The organism is Peribacillus sp. NPDC046944, from assembly GCF_050272735.1.
Classification (GTDB): Bacteria; Bacillota; Bacilli; order Bacillales; family DSM-1321; genus Peribacillus.
Window position 1 is genome coordinate 53,761 of sequence record NZ_JBNNML010000005.1, and the last position, 21,801, is coordinate 75,561.

19 protein-coding genes are annotated in these 21,801 nt (G+C 38.1%); 10 read left to right on the forward strand and 9 right to left on the reverse strand.

The genetic code is table 11. The features are described 5' to 3' along the window. Positions 1–214: 214 nt before the first annotated feature. The 6 genes from map to ACQKIC_RS10790 all read left to right on the forward strand — a co-directional run bounded on the left by map (position 215) and on the right by ACQKIC_RS10790 (position 7,938). Positions 215–961: a type I methionyl aminopeptidase gene (gene map, locus ACQKIC_RS10765; protein WP_402872909.1), complete on the forward strand. Its 747-nt coding sequence runs from the start codon at positions 215–217 to the stop codon at positions 959–961. A gap of 244 nt (positions 962–1,205) precedes the next feature. Beyond that, on the forward strand, positions 1,206–1,958 hold the full coding sequence (locus ACQKIC_RS10770; protein ID WP_402872911.1) for a helix-turn-helix transcriptional regulator: 753 nt from the start codon (positions 1,206–1,208) through the stop codon (positions 1,956–1,958). Between the two features lie 141 nt (positions 1,959–2,099). Further along, positions 2,100–3,347, forward strand: a complete 1,248-nt coding sequence (locus ACQKIC_RS10775) for a GTPase family protein (protein ID WP_427591322.1) — start codon at positions 2,100–2,102, stop codon at positions 3,345–3,347. 124 nt (positions 3,348–3,471) lie between these two features. After that, entirely contained in the window at positions 3,472–4,617 is a 1,146-nt protein-coding gene (locus ACQKIC_RS10780; RefSeq protein ID WP_427591348.1) for an acyl-CoA dehydrogenase family protein, read from the forward strand. Between the two features lie 390 nt (positions 4,618–5,007). Further along, the gene (locus ACQKIC_RS10785; protein ID WP_427591321.1) at positions 5,008–6,996 is read left to right on the forward strand and encodes an acetoacetate--CoA ligase; all 1,989 of its coding nucleotides are present in this window, start codon (positions 5,008–5,010) and stop codon (positions 6,994–6,996) included. A 471-nt stretch (positions 6,997–7,467) separates the two neighbouring features. Continuing rightward, on the forward strand, positions 7,468–7,938 hold the full coding sequence (locus ACQKIC_RS10790; protein ID WP_427591320.1) for a hypothetical protein: 471 nt from the start codon (positions 7,468–7,470) through the stop codon (positions 7,936–7,938). 122 nt (positions 7,939–8,060) lie between these two features. Here ACQKIC_RS10790 and ACQKIC_RS10795 read toward each other — a convergent pair whose 3' ends face one another. Further along, positions 8,061–9,320 carry a cytochrome P450 family protein gene (locus ACQKIC_RS10795; protein ID WP_402991710.1) on the reverse strand — a complete coding sequence of 420 codons (1,260 nt, stop codon included), beginning with the start codon at positions 9,318–9,320 and terminating at the stop codon, positions 8,061–8,063. 1,844 nt (positions 9,321–11,164) lie between these two features. Between ACQKIC_RS10795 and ACQKIC_RS10800 the strand changes: the two genes are divergently transcribed. Further along, positions 11,165–11,374 carry a hypothetical protein gene (locus ACQKIC_RS10800; RefSeq protein WP_427591319.1) on the forward strand — a complete coding sequence of 70 codons (210 nt, stop codon included), beginning with the start codon at positions 11,165–11,167 and terminating at the stop codon, positions 11,372–11,374. 122 nt (positions 11,375–11,496) lie between these two features. Continuing rightward, complete coding sequence (arfA, locus tag ACQKIC_RS10805; RefSeq protein ID WP_402991715.1) at positions 11,497–11,631, forward strand: alternative ribosome rescue factor ArfA; 135 nt, start codon at positions 11,497–11,499, stop codon at positions 11,629–11,631. A gap of 270 nt (positions 11,632–11,901) precedes the next feature. On the opposite strand, the gene ACQKIC_RS10810 is transcribed toward arfA, so the two are convergent. From ACQKIC_RS10810 to ACQKIC_RS10820, 3 genes are all read right to left on the reverse strand, one after another. After that, a complete protein-coding gene (locus ACQKIC_RS10810; protein WP_402959434.1) occupies positions 11,902–12,159 on the reverse strand; it encodes a hypothetical protein in 258 nt (85 codons plus the stop codon). 497 nt (positions 12,160–12,656) lie between these two features. Continuing rightward, on the reverse strand, positions 12,657–13,634 hold the full coding sequence (locus tag ACQKIC_RS10815; protein WP_402991718.1) for a bile acid:sodium symporter family protein: 978 nt from the start codon (positions 13,632–13,634) through the stop codon (positions 12,657–12,659). 4 nt (positions 13,635–13,638) lie between these two features. Beyond that, the gene (locus ACQKIC_RS10820; protein ID WP_427591318.1) at positions 13,639–15,027 is read right to left on the reverse strand and encodes an FAD-binding oxidoreductase; all 1,389 of its coding nucleotides are present in this window, start codon (positions 15,025–15,027) and stop codon (positions 13,639–13,641) included. A gap of 396 nt (positions 15,028–15,423) precedes the next feature. On the opposite strand from ACQKIC_RS10820, the gene ACQKIC_RS10825 reads away from it, so the two are divergent. Then, the gene (locus ACQKIC_RS10825) at positions 15,424–16,176 is read left to right on the forward strand and encodes a FadR/GntR family transcriptional regulator (RefSeq protein ID WP_427591317.1); all 753 of its coding nucleotides are present in this window, start codon (positions 15,424–15,426) and stop codon (positions 16,174–16,176) included. Positions 16,177–16,261: 85 nt separating this feature from the next. Here the strand turns inward: ACQKIC_RS10825 and ACQKIC_RS10830 are convergent, their stop codons facing one another. After that, positions 16,262–16,558: a hypothetical protein gene (locus ACQKIC_RS10830; protein ID WP_427591316.1), complete on the reverse strand. Its 297-nt coding sequence runs from the start codon at positions 16,556–16,558 to the stop codon at positions 16,262–16,264. Between the two features lie 343 nt (positions 16,559–16,901). On the opposite strand from ACQKIC_RS10830, the gene ACQKIC_RS10835 reads away from it, so the two are divergent. Next, entirely contained in the window at positions 16,902–17,171 is a 270-nt protein-coding gene (locus ACQKIC_RS10835; RefSeq protein WP_427591315.1) for a Parvovirus coat protein VP1-like protein, read from the forward strand. Positions 17,172–17,631: 460 nt separating this feature from the next. Here the strand turns inward: ACQKIC_RS10835 and ACQKIC_RS10840 are convergent, their stop codons facing one another. From ACQKIC_RS10840 to ACQKIC_RS10855, 4 genes are read right to left on the reverse strand one after another with little or no spacing between them, the layout of a single operon-like run. Next, a complete protein-coding gene (locus tag ACQKIC_RS10840) occupies positions 17,632–18,120 on the reverse strand; it encodes a hypothetical protein (RefSeq protein ID WP_427668625.1) in 489 nt (162 codons plus the stop codon). A 29-nt stretch (positions 18,121–18,149) separates the two neighbouring features. Next, the gene (locus ACQKIC_RS10845; RefSeq protein ID WP_402872989.1) at positions 18,150–18,632 is read right to left on the reverse strand and encodes a (2Fe-2S)-binding protein; all 483 of its coding nucleotides are present in this window, start codon (positions 18,630–18,632) and stop codon (positions 18,150–18,152) included. Beyond that, on the reverse strand, positions 18,625–19,467 hold the full coding sequence (locus ACQKIC_RS10850) for an FAD binding domain-containing protein (RefSeq protein WP_427591314.1): 843 nt from the start codon (positions 19,465–19,467) through the stop codon (positions 18,625–18,627). Before ACQKIC_RS10850 ends, ACQKIC_RS10845 begins: the two co-directional genes overlap by 8 nt. After that, complete coding sequence (locus ACQKIC_RS10855; RefSeq protein WP_427591313.1) at positions 19,467–21,791, reverse strand: xanthine dehydrogenase family protein molybdopterin-binding subunit; 2,325 nt, start codon at positions 21,789–21,791, stop codon at positions 19,467–19,469. The genes ACQKIC_RS10850 and ACQKIC_RS10855 overlap by 1 nt, the downstream gene beginning before the upstream one ends. Positions 21,792–21,801 lie beyond the last annotated feature (10 nt).

The following is a 21,801-nucleotide window of genomic DNA, read 5'->3' on the forward strand; positions in this document are numbered from 1 at the left end:
TAGAAAGTACGTATCAGAATCTATTCGCCTTCAATCATTTTTTAAATTGAAGGGCACGAACGATTTATATTTACCGGATGAAAATATATGTTCATGAAATGAGTAAACCATTGTTTTTTACCGGTGTTTTGGTTGCTTTTTATGTAAAGGAAGGCATATGATAAATAAGGAGTCTCAACTAGAAAAGATAATTTAAGATGAAAGAGGATTTTAAATGATTACATTGAAAAGTGAACGAGAAATACATTTGATGCATGAAGCGGGCAAGCTTCTTGCTGAGACGCATAGAGAAATCGCAAAAATGATCAAGCCGGGCGTAACGACTTGGGAAATTGAAGAATTCGTTGAAAAGTTCTTGGCTGATCATGGTGCAACACCGGAACAAAAAGGCTACCAAGGTTATAAATACGCGACGTGCGCATCTGTTAATGATGTAATCTGTCACGGTTTCCCACAGAAGAAGCCATTGAACGAGGGAGATATCGTAACGATCGACATGGTTGTAAGGCTTAACGGAGGATTAGCTGATTCAGCTTGGACCTATAGTGTGGGTGAAGTTTCCGAGGAAGCACAACGCTTGATGGATGTAACGAAAAATGCTCTTTATAAAGGGATCGAGGCTGCACAAGTAGGCAATCGTCTTGGAGATATCGGGCACGCCATCCAATCGTATGCTGAAGGAGAAAAATTCTCTGTCGTACGTGATTTCACAGGACATGGTATCGGTAAAACGATGCATGAAGATCCAACCGTGTTACATTACGGTAAACCTGGTAAAGGCGCTCGTTTAAAAGAAGGCATGGTCATCACGATCGAACCTATGTTGAATGCCGGAACATGGCATATGAAAGTGGACAAGGATGGCTGGACAGCAAGAACAACAGACGGCAAACTTTCCGCCCAATATGAACATACGATAGTTATTACAAAAGAAGGACCAATCATTCTTACGGAACAATAAGAGATAACAAAAGCGATGACCTAATTTTATGGTCATCGCTTTTGTTGTATCCTCGGTGTAAATTTATTCCAGTAAATACCTCGTCAGAATACTATGAATGAATTTGACAACTAAAATGGACGGTATACATAGTTTAAGTACTAAGGTAATTAGGCACGAAACCCTTTACTAATTTGTGGGTGCGCAGGATAATAAGAAGAAGCTGAACTATTTTGTGACAAACAATATATAAGGGGGGTTGACAGTGAAGAAAGGGGAAAAACTATCTACAACGGTTGAGTCTGTTGGATTAAGCCAGAGAGAATTCTTAACGATTTTTTTACTGCATTCTTTGACGGATAAAGCTAACTATCCACGTGCCATTCATCAAGACCTGAAAAATATGTTTACAGGGAAAGTCCATAGTTATGACTACTTATGTAAAATTTCTAATAATCTCGTCGAATCCGGCCATTTATCATTATATACGAGTAAAGGAAGAAATTATTATCAAATAACAGAAAAAGGGAAAGACCTTTATACATGGTACCAAGAAAATTTCCTGGAACGTTTTTCTGAAGTGAAAAAGGTCATTGACAGGTTTATGTTCGATTTAAAAGGTTCTGGTACGAATCCTCCGGTTGTGAATGAACTACCAGAAGAATACCGCTCTTATTTCTCGAAAATCATTTCTGTGAAGGATCTAGTCCGTTACGTTACTTTGAAGGCCGCTTTCACTAAAAGACCGATTTATATGGGGGAAATTGCCGACTTGTTAAAAAATCAATTCGGCTGGATTGCCTCCAATGGATACTTATATGATTTATCACACGAAATGGAGGAGAATGGGTTACTTGTTGGTAGATGGGAAAGTGAAAAACGAACGAAGCGTTATTTACGGATTACAGATGAAGGACAGCATCACTATAAACAAATTGCCGATTCTGCGGCTTACCAAGTGCAGGAAATCCAAAAGTACCTGGCAAGCGTAGTGACCTTTCTCGAAGAAAAATCCTAACATCTTTCAATCTCTTTTTACTTCGTTAAGAACAACTAATGCCTAGTGACTGAAAAGATCAATCATCTCATGTATATGCTTAAGACGAATCGTTCAGGGGTAAAGTTTAATAAAACTGTTCTTAATTAAGGGGGAATTACAATGAAAGAAAAGCGCGATGAAATGAGTAGTATATATACATTGATTAAGAGCCAGGTCGATAAACTTCCTATTTCAGAATCTAAAAAGAATAAAATGCTGGACCAACTCTTAAAAGTAAAAACGATGACGGTTGATGCTAGGGAGCCACGGATTGCTCTTGTCGGAAGGCGTGGTTCAGGAAAGTCCTCTCTTATTAATTCGATGTTTGGAGAAAAACGGCAATATGTCAGTTCTGTCAAGTCTGGAACGGGTAAAGGAAAATGGCTGTGGTACCCTAGTGAAAACAATCCAAAAATACGTTTGCTTGACTCTCGTGGTTTGGGAGAAAGTGAAGCGCCTACAGAGGCGTTTGAAGAAGAAACGCCATTGGAGGAGTTAATTAGTGCAGTTACTGGGGAACAGCCGGATGTGTTTCTTTTCTTGATTAAAGCGAAAGAAACCGATTCACGGATTGAAGAAGATTTAAAAGAGCTAAATAAGCTACGGAAAATCGTGAAAAATAAACATCACTATGATGTACCAGTAATCTGTGTGGTTACCCAAGTCGATGAATTGGATCCACCTCATTATAAACAAGTGCCATTTGATGCCCACCCCAAGAAAAAACAGCATATAGATGAAGCTGTTTCATTGATGGAAAAGCGATTTAAAGAAAGCGACATCCCACTTTTGAATATCATTCCGATTTGTTCTTATATTGATTTTGATGAAAATGGCAATATCGATTACGACATGAGATGGAACATCGATGAGTTATCTACCTACTTGATCGAGGCCTTACCCAGTGAAGCGAAATTAATGACGGCTAAGGCCATGCAAAGTCACTTCGTCAAGAAGAAATTCGCACGGACAATCGTCAGCACATTTACCGCGATTGCCAGTTTAATCGGTGCTGAACCCATCCCATTTGCTGATTTTCCAATATTGACCGGTATTCAAGGACTGATGATTGTAGTGATTGGATTTATCGCGGATAAAGAAATTAACACAAAAACAGCAAGTGAATTCATCGCTGCTCTAGGCATTAATGTCGGATTAGGCCTCCTTGTTAGGGAAGGCGTGCGTGCCGCAGTCCGTTTGATACCCGGCGCAGGTCTAGCTGTTTCGGGGGCTGTAGCGGGAGCCGTAACATATGGCATTGGTCAGGCTGCAATCGCTTATTTCATTGAAGACAAAAGCATAGAGCAAGCGAAAGAAGCATATAAGCATGCTAATAATGTATATGAAAAAGAAGAAATTATCCCTTAATCAATTCGATTAAGGGAATTCTCGAATCATATATATGACTAAAGTGATAAGATATAGGTGAGTTATAGTGATGAATGATACTCGCGAATACTTGTAAGAGTATTTGGTTACATATCTAGAAGGGATGATCGACATGTTTTATCAAACAGACGCGCAAAAAAAATATATAGAAGAATTAGAGCGAGCGATACAGTCCTTCCCGGATCGTTCCGAATCACTTGATGAGTCTAAAGGTTTTCCTTTTGACAACATTCAGGAATTAAAAGCATTCGGTTATCCAACATTAACGTTGGCTAAAGAGTTTGGAGGACAGGGCGGTTCCTTATATGATTTTCTCTTAGCCCAGGAGAAAATTGCAGAATATTGTGGACCAACCGCTTTAGGAATTGGTTGGCATGTTGGGACGGTTTTATCTTTAACGGAGAAAAGGCCGTGGGAAAAAGAGGTCATGGACGAATTTTTCGAAGAAATATCTAGAGGAGCCCTTGTCAATACGGCTGCATCAGAAGCCGGAACAGGTAGTCCCACACGTGGAGGACGTCCTGAAACGACGGCACGTAAGAAAGGCGATAAATGGATACTTAGTGGTCGTAAAACGTTTACGACGCTTTCCCCAGTCCTTGATATTTTTCTTGTTACCGCCTGGGTAACGGAAGAAGGACAGATGGGTACTTTTTTGGTCCATCGAGACGTTCCAGGTGTATCGATAGAAGAAACATGGGATATGATTTCCATGCAGGGAACAGGTAGTCATGATCTTGTCTTAGATAACGTTAAGATTCCAGAAAAGTACTATGTCATGCAGAAAAATCCTGGTAAAAGAATACCGGATGCTTGGCTACTGCATATACCAGCTTGTTATCTGGGAATTGCGACCGCAGCAAGAAATTATGCAGTCGAATTTGCAAAGACGTATTCCCCAAATAGTCTACCCGGACCCATCCGCGACCTTCCGAATGTGCAAAGAACAATTGGGGAAATTGAATTGGCATTAATGGAAGCGCGACATTTTCTCTTTTCCGTTGCGGAAAAATGGGAAATGCAACCCGAAAATCATGACGAATTATCAAAAGAATTAGGAGCGGTTAAATTATCGGTCGTCAACAAATCCATAACCATTGTCGACAAGGCGATGAGAGTCGTTGGAGCGAAGAGTCTGCAACGGTCTAATCCGCTGCAACGATATTACCGGGATGTACGTGCAGGACTTCATAATCCACCCATGGATGATGTTACAATTACCACGCTTGCGAAATCAGCCCTTTATTAAGAATAAAGCTATTTAGACACTGAAATGGACCATTCGTTTCAGTGTTTTTTACGTTTAGGTTATAGGGAAGCTTTAAATCTCTTTAAGACAAAACTTGTGAGGGATTCTAAGAAGAAGAACCTCATTCTCAGCTTTCATGGGTACAAATTAATGGAGATATTTATCACTTCGTTTTAAGTAAATATTCAATCTAGCTTTTATAGTACGTGAAGGTCTATAGGCGTGTTTGAAGGGGATTATCGAATAATTCAGCCTTCTTGACTGTATACGGATTGACGGTATTTCAACAATCCAGTATCATCAAGTTGAATTACCATTTATAGGATGTGTGCATTGATAAACAACTAGTAATAAACTGTTTGATTTTCGATAGCGAAGGGGGAAAATGATATGAAGTCACTTACAGAAGGACAAATCATTTGGGAACCGACACAAAAGCGGATTGAGCAAACGGGATTGACACACTATGCAAACTGGTTGAAAGAAAAGAAAGGCTTGGAATTTCAAGATTATCAACAACTATGGAAATGGTCAGTCGATGAACTCGAGGAATTTTGGGCATCTGTGTGGGAATTTTGCGAAGTGATTGCAACTAGACCATATGATAGGGTTTTAGCGGATCAGACGATGCCAGGTGCTAAGTGGTTTGAAGGCTCGCGGTTAAATTATGCGGAGAATGCCCTATCGAAAGAACAAGAAGGCAAGACGGCCATTTTCTTTCGTTCCGAGCATATAGTCAATCAAGAAATCAGCTGGAAAGCGCTAAAAGAAAAAGTTGCCTCTGTTTCTCACTCATTAAGAAAACTAGGGGTGAAATCGGGTGATCGAGTTGTTGCATACATGCCCAATATCCCTGAAACCGTCATTGCGTTCTTGGCTACGGCCAGTATAGGTGCCATTTGGTCAAGCTGCTCACCTGACTTTGGGGCAAAAAGCGTCATTGATCGCTTCAAACAGATAGAACCCGTTGTTTTATTTGCTGTTGATGGATATCACTATAATGGAAAGTCGTTCGATAAAACATCCGTAGTTGCCCAGTTACAAAAAGAATTGATTACAGTTAAACATACCGTACTAGTTCCTTACATAGATAAAAAGAATCTAGAGCAAAAAATAGAAAATATCATTCCATGGAAAACACTTTTAATAGAATCATCAGAGTTGTCCTTTGAAAGCGTTGCATTCGACCACCCACTTTGGATTCTTTATTCTTCAGGTACCACGGGCATGCCGAAACCGATTGTTCAAGGACATGGAGGAATCATTCTAGAGCATTTAAAAGCCACGCGCCTGCATCAAGATATGACATCTGAAGATACGGTTTTCTGGTTCACAACGACTGGCTGGATGATGTGGAACCTGTTGATGGCCGGACTACTCAATAGGGCGACCATTGTCCTTTATGATGGCAGTCCTTCCTATCCTGATATGGATACACTTTGGAAATTGGCAGAAGATGCAGGTGTGACTTCATTTGGTACTAGTGCTCCTTTTCTTACCAGCTCGATGAAACTAGGCATTAAACCAATCGAAACATATGATCTATCAAAATTAAAATCTCTTTTTTCTACGGGGGCCCCTTTATCAAGTGATGCTTATAAGTGGGTGTATGAACATGTTAAAAAGGATATTTGGCTTAGTTCATCCAGTGGAGGGACTGATGTATGCTCCGGCTTTGTGGGGGGTGTATCCATACTTCCTGTTAGGATTGGAGAAATACAGGGTCGCTCGTTAGGTGTCCATGTTGAAGCATTTGATGAACAAGGGAACTCACTAGTAAACGATGTCGGTGAACTAGTGATCACTAAACCGATGCCTTCCATGCCGCTATATTTTTGGAATGATCATGATGGTGCAAGATACTTCGATAGTTACTTCGATACGTATCCAGGCATCTGGAAGCATGGCGACTGGATTAAGATTGATGATAGAGGGAGCTGCATCATTTATGGACGTTCAGATTCTACCATCAACCGTTCAGGTGTACGCATGGGGACCAGCGATATTTACCGTGTCGTGGAAGCGATGGATGAAGTGATGGAGAGCCTGGTTATTGATAGGGAGGTACTTGGTCGAGGATCATCCTTGCTGCTATTCGTTGTCCTTAAGCAAGGGAACACTCTCGATTCGAATCTGATGAAAAAAATCAAAAATGAAATTAGGGAACATGTTTCCCCACGCTTTATTTCAGATGAGATTTATCTCGTCAATCAAATACCAAAAACGTTGAATGGTAAGAAGATGGAAGTGCCAATACGTAAACTACTATTAGGATTCGAATTCGATAAAGTAGTAAATCCCGATTCCATGAGCAATCCTGAATCACTGTCGTTTTTCAAACAGTTGGCAATCGAGTTAAACGAGGAGAGAATCTTTTAAGAAAGATGGGCGGGGTTCAAAAACTCCGTCTTTTATTCGTTTTCTTAATGCTATTTTAATCTATCATTTTGTTAAGCTCATACTGTTGACTGGTGAGGCTTTGCAGGCGTAAGGGGTTTAAGTAATATGTTGGGCTCAAATTAGAAGAAAAATTCAAGGATAGTGGCTTTATGGCCATTAAAGACGTACCCATTCAAAGTAACGTACAAGTTTATTTAAACGATATTGGTATTAGAAGGTTCAGACTAGATTAAGAGAAAGGACATCTACTTTGGAGATATGAATACATAGGGAGAGGAATTAAGTGGGTTTTGTAGAGTACATTCATGATTAATTGAATTCGTACCTGATAACACGGCGGAGTTTCATAATCTGATGAAAAATTATTTATAGTTCTATACTTCATTAATGGAGAATTGGAGCAACTTTTCATATGAATTAACGTCTATGTAATAAAGGTGGGGATTCTATATGAAAAAATGGTTAGCATTATCATTCTTTGTGCTTAATCTAATGGGGTGTTCAAACAGTAATGAAATGGATGGGGAAAAGCCCCCAAAGGTTCAGATTGAACTGGCTAATGAAGCATATGAAACGAAACTAGGTACTTACTGTTGGAGGGATAGCAAAGTAAATACTTGTGTAGATATGGCAGGACCAGTGGAACTATTAGCGGATAAAAAGCCTATTGAGGCACTACCAGGTGAGAAGGTTACCATAAAGATGGATTATGAACCTAAACCAAATGAAATGTATATAACACAGTTTAATGCGAATGAGAAAAATAAAGAAACAGACATTCATTTAAGGGATGATCAGTTTACTGTTCCTAAAGAAAAAGGCATATACTATTATTCATATAGTGTGTGGTGGATGGATGGAGAGGATGCTACTGTGTCCAAAGGTGATGCTTTGTATGCATTTGTACTAAAAGTTAATTAGGAAGGGGATGTTGGTTGATGATACCTATATTCTAATAGCGAAAAACCCAAACCAATAAATACCTATTAGTGGTTTGGGTTTTTATTTTGGTAAGTATCAGAACTAGAAGAGTGAATACATTTTTAAAAAGCAACAGGAAGTGAATCAAGACTTTGGGATGAGAGTGAAAACTGCCACTCAACTTTCTCCTTAGGAATACTTAACCTTAAGTTGGGCATTCGTTTTAAAAGAGTAGTAAAGGCAATATCTCCTTCTATACGAGCAAGCGGAGACCCTAGACATACGTGTAGGCCATGTCCAAAGGCGAGGTGACGATCTATCTTACGTTTTATATCTAAATCTTCTGAGTCAGTAAAGACTTTCTCATCACGATTGGCGGCTTTCACCATCACAAGTAGTAAATCTCCTTTTTTGATTTGCTGCCCACCCAATCGTGTATCTTCTTTAGCAAAACGTGGTCCTACAATCGTTGATGGACCATTGAATCGCAATAGTTCTTCAACAGCTGAAGGAACTAAAGTTAAATCAGCCTTAAGCATTTCTAGCTGTTCTGGATGTTCAAATAACATCATAGTCCCAGTTGCAATTAAGTTCGACGTTGTCTCATGACCTGCAAAAATGAGTAAAGTGATCATCGAAATCAATTCTGACTTATCAAGACGCTCACCTTGTTCTTCAATGGCAATCAACTGGCTAATTAAGTCATCGGAAGGATTCTTCCTTTTTTCTTCAACTAACATTTCAGTATATTCCCCGAACTCTTGTAAGTGCTTCCCAACTGTCGGGTCTTGTTTACCCAAACCTAGGCCATTAGCGATTGCGGTGGACCAAACTTTAAGCTTTTCACGATCTTCATGGGGCACACCTAACATTTCTGAAATTACGTTTATCGGTAAGGGGTAAGCATAGTCTTTAACAATGTCCATCTCACCTTGAGACTGAACTTGATCCAGTAATTCATCGGCGATTTCTTGAACGCGAGAACGTAACCCTTCCATGTATCGAGGTGTAAAGGCTTTTGAAACTAACATACGTAATCTTCTATGATCTACACCATCAGCAAAGAGCATGGACTTCCCAGTGAAAAAGGTATCGGGCGACGATGAATCTACATCATTAGCCATTTTATCCCTAAAGCTTTTGTCATTCTCAATCGTTTTTGGGTCTACAGTATATATAGCGTGCTGTTTCAAAACTTGAATCGCTTCATCCATATGTACAACTAGCCATGCTTTACTATCTGTTTGGCCAAAAGGGTTTGGAATAGAAATGACAGATCCCGCTTTACGTATTTGCGCGAATATAGAAAATGGATTCTCTTTATTTTCTCCACTTAATAGATTTAGAACTTGCTCTGGCATCATTTGATCTGACTTATTCATGTTCTATCATCCTTCCTAATAAATATTGGTTATTAGTTCATACTCGTGTAAGTTGTCGTAAAGCAAAACTATTTCATTCAAAGAATCCAAAATTAATTTGCAGTTTAGTAATAAGTACATGTACTATGATTACTTATTTCACTAACCTCCTTAATTAGAACTTCATCTTACTCAAAATACATTACTTTAATTTGAGTAAGATATTATTAAAGGTTACAATTGATTTTTTTCTTAGTCAATGCGAGTAAAGTACTTTACTGATAGTAGGTATAATGGAGGAATGTTTAGAAATATAGTTTTAAATCTGTATAACTTTGCTTATAAAAGAAATCTATATCTAACTAATTAATTGACTAAAGTATGTATTCAATTAATTAGTTAGGAGTGACACTTGTCCATTTATACTCAGCGAACTTATTAGTGAACGTATTAACGGAATTGCTATCATTCGTAACAAAATCAGACTGGAGGGAAAACGGAAAGGAAACATAATTATCATTATCAGTTTAATTTATGGAAAGCGGCTACAGTTATATTTAACAATTGGGAAGGTTGTGATGTTGAAAAGAATTTATAGATATTATTAGTTTTAAAGTGGAAATCACTAATAAATTCGAATGAATTTATTATTCTGAAATACTTTTATTGAAGTGTTAACCCGTGATTTTTATCATTTTAGTTATATTTATATATATTGATATAGTAATGGGCGTTTTAAGAATATCTTGTTCATTCGTTATACTTTTGATTGATCGAAGCCAGTGAAGTAAACGGATTTTACTAATATATATAATACGAGATAGAAGGGAAGGGCGGGTAATATTGATAGTGGGTTTAAAACAATTCAAGTCAATACACATCCAAAATTGAGAGAGATATTACTCGTATGGTAAACCAAAGTTTACATAACAATAAAAAAGTATTTTGGATGTTGTTTCATCTAGAATTAAAGACTCTTGGCGGTTTGCTGTTATAACGTACGGTATGGGGATAAGATACAGGCTTGATACAAAATGTGATACAAACGCTTGTTATTATCTGGTAAGTGATTTAAAGCGAGACTAATATTAATAATATAAGCAGGAACTCATTATGAATATATTTCTGTTTGGAAATCAAATAACACTGGAGTTTCCAGATTACATTTACTGTGAGTGCATTAAAATGAAAATTGTATGTGATCCTGATCAAGAATAATCAATAATAGTTTTATAAATTATTTACATTAAATCTAAATCATTTAAATAGATGAAAACTTGTATGTGTTATAAAAATCATAGTTATGTTAGAGCTTTATATAAAAACATAAATTTTGATTCGGTCTCACTTAGTTAAGTATTCTTATGATATGAGACACAGATTGATATTATTTTATAACTTCCTATAATATATATTATGTAAACTAGAATTATTCATTTTGCTCTGTGACAGACTTTCTTCCCTAACCTTTCATGTCTGTTATACTTTAATGTTGATTTCAAGCATAGCCACTTTTGTGATTTTTTTATTAATCTAAAGCCCCATTAGTTCCCGTTGAAAATCAAAATAATTCTAAAGTAATTCCTGCATTTCATAACACTATGGTAGCTGGAATTTTTGATGCTCCAGGTCCTAATGCTGTTCTTTCAGAATTGGGATCAATGTTACAAAGTTTATGTATAAGCACATATGAAAAAGCAGAATTAATTGCTGTTAAACGTTCAATTGGCCCATGAGAATAAAAAGCTCGGATAACCTTAAGCCCAACCCCTCCTTCTCTTTCTAATTTTGTATTATTTGCAAATCATGGATGTTATTATAATGAGAATACCAATACATACATAAATTAGGATTGGAGGATACCTATGAGTAATAATCAAAAGTTATTTTTAATATTGACCTTGATACCTTTAGTGATCGCTCTTGTTATTGTATTTAATACCGACTTTTTAATACCATTAGGGTATGAACTAGGTGTCAATGGTCTAGTCATTTCAAGAAATCTTTATGTCTTGTTTATCTTATACTTGATAACTAAGATCGGTTTTTATTTTGCAGAAAAGAAAAAGGATTAGCCATATAAAGCTAGTCCCTTTTACTTTATGTTTGACATCTTATTTTCCTCCCTTCCATAGAAAGGTAGCCATTTCCGGCTGTCTTTTTTTATTTCTACATATCTACGAAAGAAGGAATACATATGGCTAAAACTAAAAAGAAAACAATTGGCGAACTAACAAATAGTAGAATGTGTTGGGCTTTCGACCCCTCCACTCGTGTAATCAAGAATAAGAAAGGAAAGGGTTCTTATAATCGTAAAAAGGTTTCCGTATAAAATGCTACACAGGTTTCGCTCTTTAATGCACCAAAAATTTTATAATGCACCAAAACGATTTAATGAGCGGAGCTGAGATAATAAATAAGAGCAGTCCATTTAAGGCGCTGCTCATTCCTATAATATCTATACTAGTGAAGTTTTCTTCTTCCAGTTCCTCATAATGACTTCTCCTTCTCAATGTCCGATAATCTCTCCTTTTAGTAAAAGGAAGTGCCCGACTCGTTATTGAACTAAAGCCCCTATTTGCTCAATAAGTGTATTACTTTTTTAGGATTTTCCATTATTCTTTGAATTCACAATACGTTCATTTCCTCTTTTAAAGTTCCCTGTGATCTTTGCCAATATCAGTTGCACTGCTTTTTCATTTTCAGCAATGTTAATCTTTTCTAAAATTTTTTCAGCATCTTTACCTTTTAATAATTTTACTTGTTTTCCCTTATAATCGATAAAAACAGTATTACTTTTGGTAATTCTGTAACTAAACGGAGCTTCATCTAATCGTTTTCTATTATCAATATTGCCCACTTATAAACCTCCCTAATAAACTCCGAATCTACATTCCATTTAATCTCATTCGATTCCCGCCCCGTGCTCAAAGGCAATTATTTTGCCCCATTTTCTTTTTCATAAGCATTTCACAGAAAAAGGCCAATCCTACTTGGTTCAGGAATCCTTCCAAAATCTTTTAATATGCAAATACCATTCGAAATATTTTACAGATTTCCTTTTATTGAACGACAATATATTGTTGCTGTCGAACGTAGTTCTGAATTTTTTCATTATATGTTCAAAGGATCTCCAAATAGAATGAAATTTTATTTGGAGACCAATAATAGATACTATTTCATATGATGTACATGATTATGTGAGACAAAGTGTTACTTTCACCTTGGCTGAATTCTTGTCTGATCCCAAAAACTCTACTGTTCGACGTTCTACTATTGGATCTAAATTCTTTGGACTTTTCAATTTCAGACAAAAAAAGAATCCCATGAAGAATGGAATTCTTAAATCATTCATATTTAAACCTTCGTCTCCATTGGCTGCACCGGTATTTCCTCGATCTCTTTATTACCAGCAGACTTTTTTGACCAGTATGTCGCAAGAATGGGTCCGGATATATTATGCCAAGCAGCCGCCAGAACGCTTGGGAGCGCTGCTAACGGTCCGAAATGAGCAGTTGCAAGGGCAACGCCTAATCCAGAGTTTTGCATGCCTACTTCAATTGAAATCGCCCTTCTATTCACTTCATCAAGCCCAAGCGCTTTTGCCGCAAAGTAACCAATCAGAAGTCCGAATCCATTGTGAAGCATGACTGCCGTGAAAATAAGGAACCCAGATGTAGCAATACTGGAGGCGTTTCCTGAAACTACTGCGCTTACAATCGTGATAATAGCTACAACGGATATAAGCGGTAATACGGTTAAGCTTTTCTCTACTATAACAGGGAAAAACTTTTTAATGATCAGACCTAAAACAATGGGAAGAATGATGACTTGAACGATGGACATGAACATTGATGAAAAATTAACCGGCATCCATTGGCCTGCCAGCAACAGCAGAAGCAATGGTGTCATAATTGGAGCCAGTAAGGTTGATACCGAAGTCATAGCAATTGACAAGGGAACATTCCCTTTTGCTAGATATACCATAACGTTCGAGGCGGTCCCGCCTGGTACACAGCCAAGTAACACCAACCCTGCAGCCAATTCAGGTGGTAAATTCATGACTTTCGCAATAAAGAATGCCACTAATGGCATGATGACAAACTGTGCGGCAACACCAATGATTACGGGCAGAGGTTTTGTAATGATGATTTTAAAATCAACTGCCTTTAACGTAAGACCCATTCCGAACATGACAACGCCTAACAATATCGTAATATATCCTCCAAGACCCAAAAAGGGATCTGGAAACATAAAGGCAATGACGGATATTAAGATAACCCAAACAGCAAAATATTTTCCGGCTAACGCACTGAGAGTTTCTAGAACTTTCATCTCGTCACTCTCCTTCTTGCATGAATATTTTACTTGGATTTAATAGATTGTCAGGATCAAGGGCTTTTTTTATTTTTTCCATCACCAAGAGTGACTCCCCATGTTCTTGTTTCTGATATTTTTGTTTACCGACTCCCACTCCATGCTCTCCCGTACATGTTCCGTTGCGTTCAAGGGCGTATAGAACAATTTGTTCATTTAATTGTTTAGCCCTTCCCACCTCTTCTTTATTTTCGTTATCGATCATTAAGAGGATATGATAGTTGCCATCGCCTACATGGCCAACGATTCCACCGGTCAGGCCTAATGAATCCACCGTTTCCCTGGCGTGGTGAATGGCTCCAGATAGCTCCGATATCGGCAGGCAGACATCCGTTACCATCAGTTTTTTCCCAGGATGGCCGTGAATATAAGCATAGGCAAGATTATGGCGAGCTTCCCATAGGCGGTTCCTAGCAGCATTATCTGTTTCGAATTCAATATCGAGGCAATTATGTTCTGCTACTATTTCTTTTGTGAAAGCTACATCTTGTTTCAATCCAGCTTCATTCCCATGAAACTCCAAAAATAGCGTAGGGCCTTCGTTATAGCTTGTTTCGCTATGGAGATTCACCTGTTTCATGGATGGCTCATCCACTAGCTCTACCCTTGCGATTGGAATGCCAGCCTGTAATATAGATACTACGCCTTCAACTGCATCATTCAATGAAGGAAAGGATGCTCTTGCGGCCATAATATGCTCAGGAATTCCGTAAACTCTAAGGGTTAATTCAGTAAAACATCCTAGGGTCCCCTCAGAACCAACGAATAGGCCGTTTAGATGGTAACCTGATGATGATTTAGCGGCCAAATTACCGGTATGTATAATTGAACCATCCGCAAGAACCACTTCAAGATCACGGACCTGGTCTCGCATTACACCATATTTAACTGATGTAGTTCCACTAGCATTGGTAGCAGCCATTCCTCCTAGGGTAGCATCTGCTCCCGGATCGACGGAAAAGAATAAACCGTATTTTTTCAATTCTTTGTTCAGTTGAGAACGAGTCACGCCAGGCTGCACCTTTACAAGAAAATCATCACCACGTACTTCCAATACTTTATTCATTAGTGAAAAGTCAATGGTGATACCATGTTGGTATGGGATGACATGCCCTTCTAAGCTAGATCCCAATCCAAAAGGAACCACTGAAACTTTATGTATACTTGCTACCTTTACAACTTCGCTCACTTGCTGCGTTGTTTCCGGAAATACAACAATATCCGGAAGGCTTGTAGCATGATAGGATTCATCTCTGCCATGCAGTTCTCTTACTGTCTGGTTTTCGGTTACTTGACTTTCCGATAGAACTTCTTTTAAAGCCTTTACTAAACCTACGCTAGTTGCTTCCATCCCCATCTCCCACTTTCTACTCAAATATCTGATTGTAATAAAGTAAACGATTTCATAAACGAGTTATTTGTCCACGAATCATTATGAATCTTAATAATTGGTCCAACCAGTTTTCATTATACTAAATATTTTGATTTTTTCAACAAATTTTCGTTTTCTTGAAATTAACGCTAATAAAACACATATTTATTAAAGATTAGTAGGTTCCGCCAATATCACCATGTATGAAATCTCTCTTTTATTTAGGGAGGAATTTATCAACATTGGTCTAACCAGTGTTAATACTCGTATTTATTATGTAAGGTGAAAATAACATTCCACTTATCCGCTTGCTACAATGAGAAATGCTTGTTAAAATGAGTCCACTTATAGTGGGATAAGGATGTGTAATGAGTAATGGATTCTATACCAGTTAAATCGCCAAAAGTATACGAAATAATCTTCAATCAAATTAAAGAATCTTTTATTACTGGGGAACTCAAACCTGGTGATAAATTACCCTCTGAGCGGGATCTATCCATACGGTTTAAGGTGAGTCGAACTTCAATCAGAGAAGCTCTTCGGGTATTGGAGATTAACGGAGTCATAGAGGTAAGACCAGGTGATGGGAGATTTATAAGACATTCTGAAGTTCAGTCACTGATCAATCAGTTATCCACCACCATCATTGATGCTGAGAATGATATGGTTTATGAAATGCTCGAAGTTCGTAGAGTAATTGAAACGGAGTGTGCATTTTTAGCTGCACAGAAAGCAACCTCGCTAGATTTCCAAAAAATGCTTAAGGCTTTAGAAGATATGGCGAATTCAGAACACGATGAGGAATTGGGTTTACAAGCAGATCTGTTGTTTCATAATAGCATTGCACAAGCTACAAACAATTCCATATTTGCAGGACTGGTACATACCCTTAGTGATCAAATGAAAGAAACGATTCAAGCGACTAGACAGCACCGTTTTTCAAAACCAGGTCACTTTCAAGAAACCCTTCAAGAACATAAAGATATCTATATTTCTATCGCATTAAAAGATGCCGACAAAGCCAAGCACCTCATGGATGTCCATATTAAACGTATTAGAGAACAAATGGCCACAGCTACACTTGATAGCATTGGAGATAACGGAGAAAATAAGCTTCCAATTGTTTAAAAGAATCGGAAAGGATATATTTTGTATTATCGTCCCCATTTCCGCTTCCTTCTTCATTTCATATAGTTATTGGAAGATCAACTATCTACTTTTTTTGTTTAATTTTGGAACCAGTAATATCAATTTCATTATATTTACTCTTGTAATATACTTTGTCCCTTTTATAATAGATGTTCTTTTGTTCAGTAGTCATCACATTACCATCAGGCAATTCAATTATTAACATTTGATCACTTTCATTTGAACTTCCCCCAGCTGGAACGAAAGTATTCTTCTTATTGGCTACCTGATTCCATGTGCCGAGAAAAAGGATAAGAGTAAAGATTACTATGGCTATATATAAAGTCCATTGACGCTTTTTTAATCTATCACTTCTGTTCAATTTAGTTCTCCTTTAGTAAGTTTTTCATAAGTCACAAAATAATGTACTCCTTAAAAGGAACGAGTTCAAGAGAAAGGGTTTGGAACTTATAACCAACCTCCGAAATCAGGAAGCTATTACCCTTTTAAAACCTCATAGTATCAGTAATCAAACGATATCTATCCATATAGAATAACGTTTTGAAAATAGGATAGCGTGCTTTGTCTTCATTTCATTTTCTCATTTCCAAAGCCAATGCCCTTTTCCTATATATTTTATGACAGTCTGCAAAAAGCCCTACCGCTTCCAGGTATTCCTACATAAAGTATTATAGCTAATCCCTCTTAGGAAAGAAGGCGGTATTTTGAACAGAAGTAAACGATTAAATCGAGGTTTTTGTGTACCAGGGTATAGATGGTGTGGTCCGGGTTGTTCGGGACCTGGTGCACCTACTAACGCGGTCGATTCGTGCTGCAAATCACATGATATTTGTTATGAAAAATATGGACCTTCAGAACACTGTGATCGAATCTTCCAGAATTGTCTTCGTCCATACATGAATACACGTAACAAAATGGGTAGGGATGCTTCCTTATTTTATGGATTTACGAGATTAAATAATAAATTCAGGTGAAGGCACGGCTCACCTTATGATGTAATTAATATAGGGAAAAATCTATTTTATAACCCATGTTTTTTCACTATTTGTCTTACCTGTCGCTCTCTACCTATTATGCTTAGGTTATGAAAGAAAGGGATGGCTCACTTGTCACCTAGAAATAATGCTCTCTAATCAGGAACTCTGGTTAAACAGGGCTGTATTTAGTGGATACCTTCTGATCACGTGTCTGTCACTTAATTGCTCTTCCATTGAAGAGTCCAATATTACCTGTCACTTTGGTCCATGAAGTGTATGAAATATGAAAGGTAAAGCCATTTGATATGCTTTACCTCTAAATTTCTATAAAATGATGACAATTCCTTTTTTAGTTTATTGGTCCGTGGTTTTTTGTTGAGTGAAGAAAAAAATGAAAAAAATTATTGGAAGAACTATTAGAAATACATTGTACCTCGAATTTTTTACGGTAGGTATATCAGTTAATGACATTATACTCATTCCCTCTTAATTTAGTTACCATTTCTGGAGGAACGTTGTAATGTTTACTTACGATTTTATTGAAAAAGTCATAATCTTCAAAGGGCAGTGCGGGGACAACTTCCGGGTAACCAAAAATGGGGCCTGAAACATTAATGGAGAAGTCACCGGATGAAACGAATGTGCCCGTAACATGTATGACGTTATTGATGAGTAATATAGCTAAAATAATATCAAGTATATCGATGAAAAGATTTCCCACTTCCTCATGATTCTTTCCCTCTAAACGATGCCCTCCAAAAAGTGGCCCACCTAAAGAGAGGCTAAATCTACCCGGTCTTACAAACACTCCAATAATTGTGATTTGTCCGGTCAATAATAGGATGGCTGTCGTAATTTCAATACTACGCTGAAAGGAGTGAATTATTGTTAAATTGGTATCCTTCTCACAGGATTCATTCAATATCATCACTCCCCATGTAGGCATTTTATTCAGGTAAACAGAAATCTGTCACTTCATTCAATGAATTTTATATTGTGTATGGCTGAATGTATCGCTTCTTCAATTTCTTTGTACCCGGTGCATCGACAAATATTAGAAGAAAGCCATGTTTTGATTTTCTCAGGGGTTGGGTCGTCGTCATTAAGAAGTAAAGCCGTAGCATTCATGATAAATCCAGGTGTACAGTACCCGCATTGAAAAGCAAAATGCTCAACGAATGCCTGTTGTATGGGGGTTTTGTGAAGACCTTCAATAGTAATGATTTCTGTATCATTGGCTTCAATCGCTAATACTAAACATGATTTCATTGGCTGTTTACCCATGATTACCGTGCATGCCCCGCAATCACCATTTAAGCATCCTGGCTTGGCTCCCGTGAATCCTATTTTTCGCAATACATCTAGTAATAGATCTGAGGCCAGTATCTCTCTCTCGTACCTCTCCTGATTAATTTTTAAGCGAATTGTTGTATTTTGATTCCCCAAATTCCTATTCATATTCTTCATCACCCAACTTAGACAAAATAGAAGTTAGCGTATTTTCCAATACAAATAGTCGATATTCATTAGATCCTTCCATGTCATTTAAAATTGAATTAGGCAAGTATTCAAAAGATGCCAAAACTCGGTCTTTATAGGATAAATTCTGGTCATTGAGGGTTTCTTCCATTGGGATCGAACGAAAGGGAAATGGACAAACTCCGCTAAATGCAAAACGTACATAACCGTCTTTTTTCAGGGAAGCCACGGTCAAAAGTGGATATCCCGTATCCCATTGTTGCCGTTTCTTAATACTCAGATGGGGAGCAGGAAGATACTCTTTTTCTGTAAGAATTTGCACTAGAAATTCACCTTCTTCCAGTTGTAATTCATTATGAAAAACTTTGCTTAATAATAATTTTCTTATTCCTTTAGGTCCTGCAATAATTACAGCACTATCCGCTAATAAGAATGGCAGAACAGACTCCCTATAAAAAATGTTCCCACATATATTCCCACCAATGGTAATCTTATTTCTTGAAGTATAATCTGCAACTTCCTTTGAAGTCTTCGTTAATAAAGGGAAAAGCATTTTCTCTTCAAAAGCGCTTAGGCTCACTGTAGAACCAATAATGAGTTCATTATTTTGGAATTCAAATATATTACATTCGTAAATCCCTTTTAAATCAATAATAGCATCGGCATATACAAGATTCAGTCGTCCTAATGTTATAATCTCTGTTCCTCCACCATAGTACAAAGGAGTCTTCCCTAGACCTTTTAATGTTTGAAAAAGGTCTAGAGCTTCTTGTATGGATTCTGGTTTATAATAATCAAAATGGAAGGGTAACATCAGTGATGCCTCCCTTCTTTCTTCCCTTCCCAAATTAGTTCGGGAAGTAAGGGTAAGTGATTTAAAGGTATACCCGCAGCAAGGGATAAACAGTTACCTAATGCAGCTGGCATTCCTAACAGGCCATGTTCACCGAGACCTCTTGCCCCATATGGTGCTTCTAGATGCGGTGTCTCTAAAAACTCACAAATGTATTCGGGATTTTCACCATATCTTAAGGGTCGGTACGTCCGGAATTGCGGGTTAAGGACCCTGCCTGCATGGTCGAAATAGAACGTTTCACGACCAGCAAAGGCTAAGCCCATACTCATTGCCCCCATTATTTGACCTTCTGCCGTTTTTTGGTTCAGCACTTTCCCTGCATCGATGACGGATATGGCTCTTACTACCTTATAGGTATATTCATGGGTATCATATTCTACTTCAACCCCTTGTACGCCTACTGTCCATTCAGGTCCTGGGTTCCCTGCTCCCGTTTCGGAATCTAATTTGGAAATATGGGGAGTTATATAATGTCCTCTACCGATGATTTGTCCTCCGATGGCATTTCCATTTGGATAAGTATATCCATAAACTAGCTCCTTGAAAGGAATGCGTATTGTTGGATCACCCTTGAGATATACAATTTCCTGACCGATTTCAATGTCTTCCAGGGGAACTCCTAATACAACCGAAGCAAGTTTCTTGATTTGAAAGATAGCATCTTCAGCAGCTTGGATTGCTGCTCTTCCAGCCATGAACGTTCCACGACTAGCGACCGTCTTCCAATGCTCAGGAGTACTTTGCGTATGGACTCCCATCTGAACATTCACACGATCGACTTCTATCTTCAATTTATCTGATACAATTTGTGCCAACACCGTTTTCGTACCTGTGCCGATTTCCACTACTCCTGATATAAGGTTAACACTCCCATCAGGATTGAATGTTAAAATCACACCGGACCCTGCGTTTGTATCAATGGTGGAATTTTTCCATACGCAAGCTATCCCCTTCGCCAATACTGTTTTGTCACTTTTTCTAATGAACTGTCCTTCTTCCCAATTCATTTTTTTCTTGAGGACATGTATACATTCAGGAAGATTCCCTACGGTACTTGAATTCAACGTAACTTGAGTTGGAGTAGAATGTCCAGGAAGTATCGCATTCCGTTCACGAAGTTCAAGTGGATCCATGCCAAGTTTTTTTGAAAGAGAATCCATGGTCCTCTCAAAAGCAAACAAAACCTCTGCATGGGCAAACCCTCGATATGGAGAAGCGTATGGATGATTTGTATACATACAAAAAGAATCACACCAAACATTTTCAATGTGGTAGGGTCCCGTGCAATCCACTGCTCCAGCACGACTAAGGTCTGTAGCCTTGTCAGCATATGCTCCCCCATCCCAGAGATAAGTCAATTCAGCTACCTTAAGGACCCCAGACTGTGTGCATCCCAGTTTCACTGTCGCATCTAAACCTATATGGCATGGGGATGTAATGATATCCTCTTCACGACTATTTTCCACCTTAACCAACTTTCCACCGACCGCTTTAGAAGCGATATAGGCTAATAGCTCAAGTTGTACTGAGGCTTTACCGCCGAATCCTCCTCCAACCAAAGGAGTGTTTACGACGACTTTTCCGATTTCAACGCCAAAGTATTCGCTTATAAGCCGCTTGATCATGAAAGGAGCTTGCGAAGAAGAAGTGATGAAGACTTTTTGATCTGCATGAATTTCTGCCAATGAACATCTTGTTTCCATTGCAACATGATCAGAAGGAGAAAAGGAGAAATTTTCTTCAACGATTATATCGCTCTCTTGCCATCCACTTTCTTTATCACCTTTTCGGATTTTTGAATGATTTGCTATATTCGTACCTGGTTCAGGATATACCTCGGATATTTTTGTATATGTACCTAAATGGGAATGGAGTAGAGGAGATGAAGGGTTTATGCTTTCAGTCGGAGAATTGACAACAGGCAAAGGTTCATAAACAACTTTTACCTGGTCAGCAGCCATTCTTGCTTGTTTAGGCGTGTCCGCGACTACGAGTGCGACAACTTCACCGTGATAACGGACTTTGTCTTGAGCTATGGGATAACGATCTCTAATCTCTTCTCCTGTTAGGGGTAAATTTCCGCCTGTTATGATTGCACGGACCCCACTGATTTTTTCAGCTTTCGATATATCAATCTTTCTAATTAGTGCATGAGCATAAGGACTGATCACCTTTTTAACGGAAAGGATATTTGCATGATGATGATCTCCTGTATACCTGGCTTGACCGGTCACCTTATCCCACGCATCTTTACGAATCACACCTTTTCCAATGATATCCATATAAATCCCC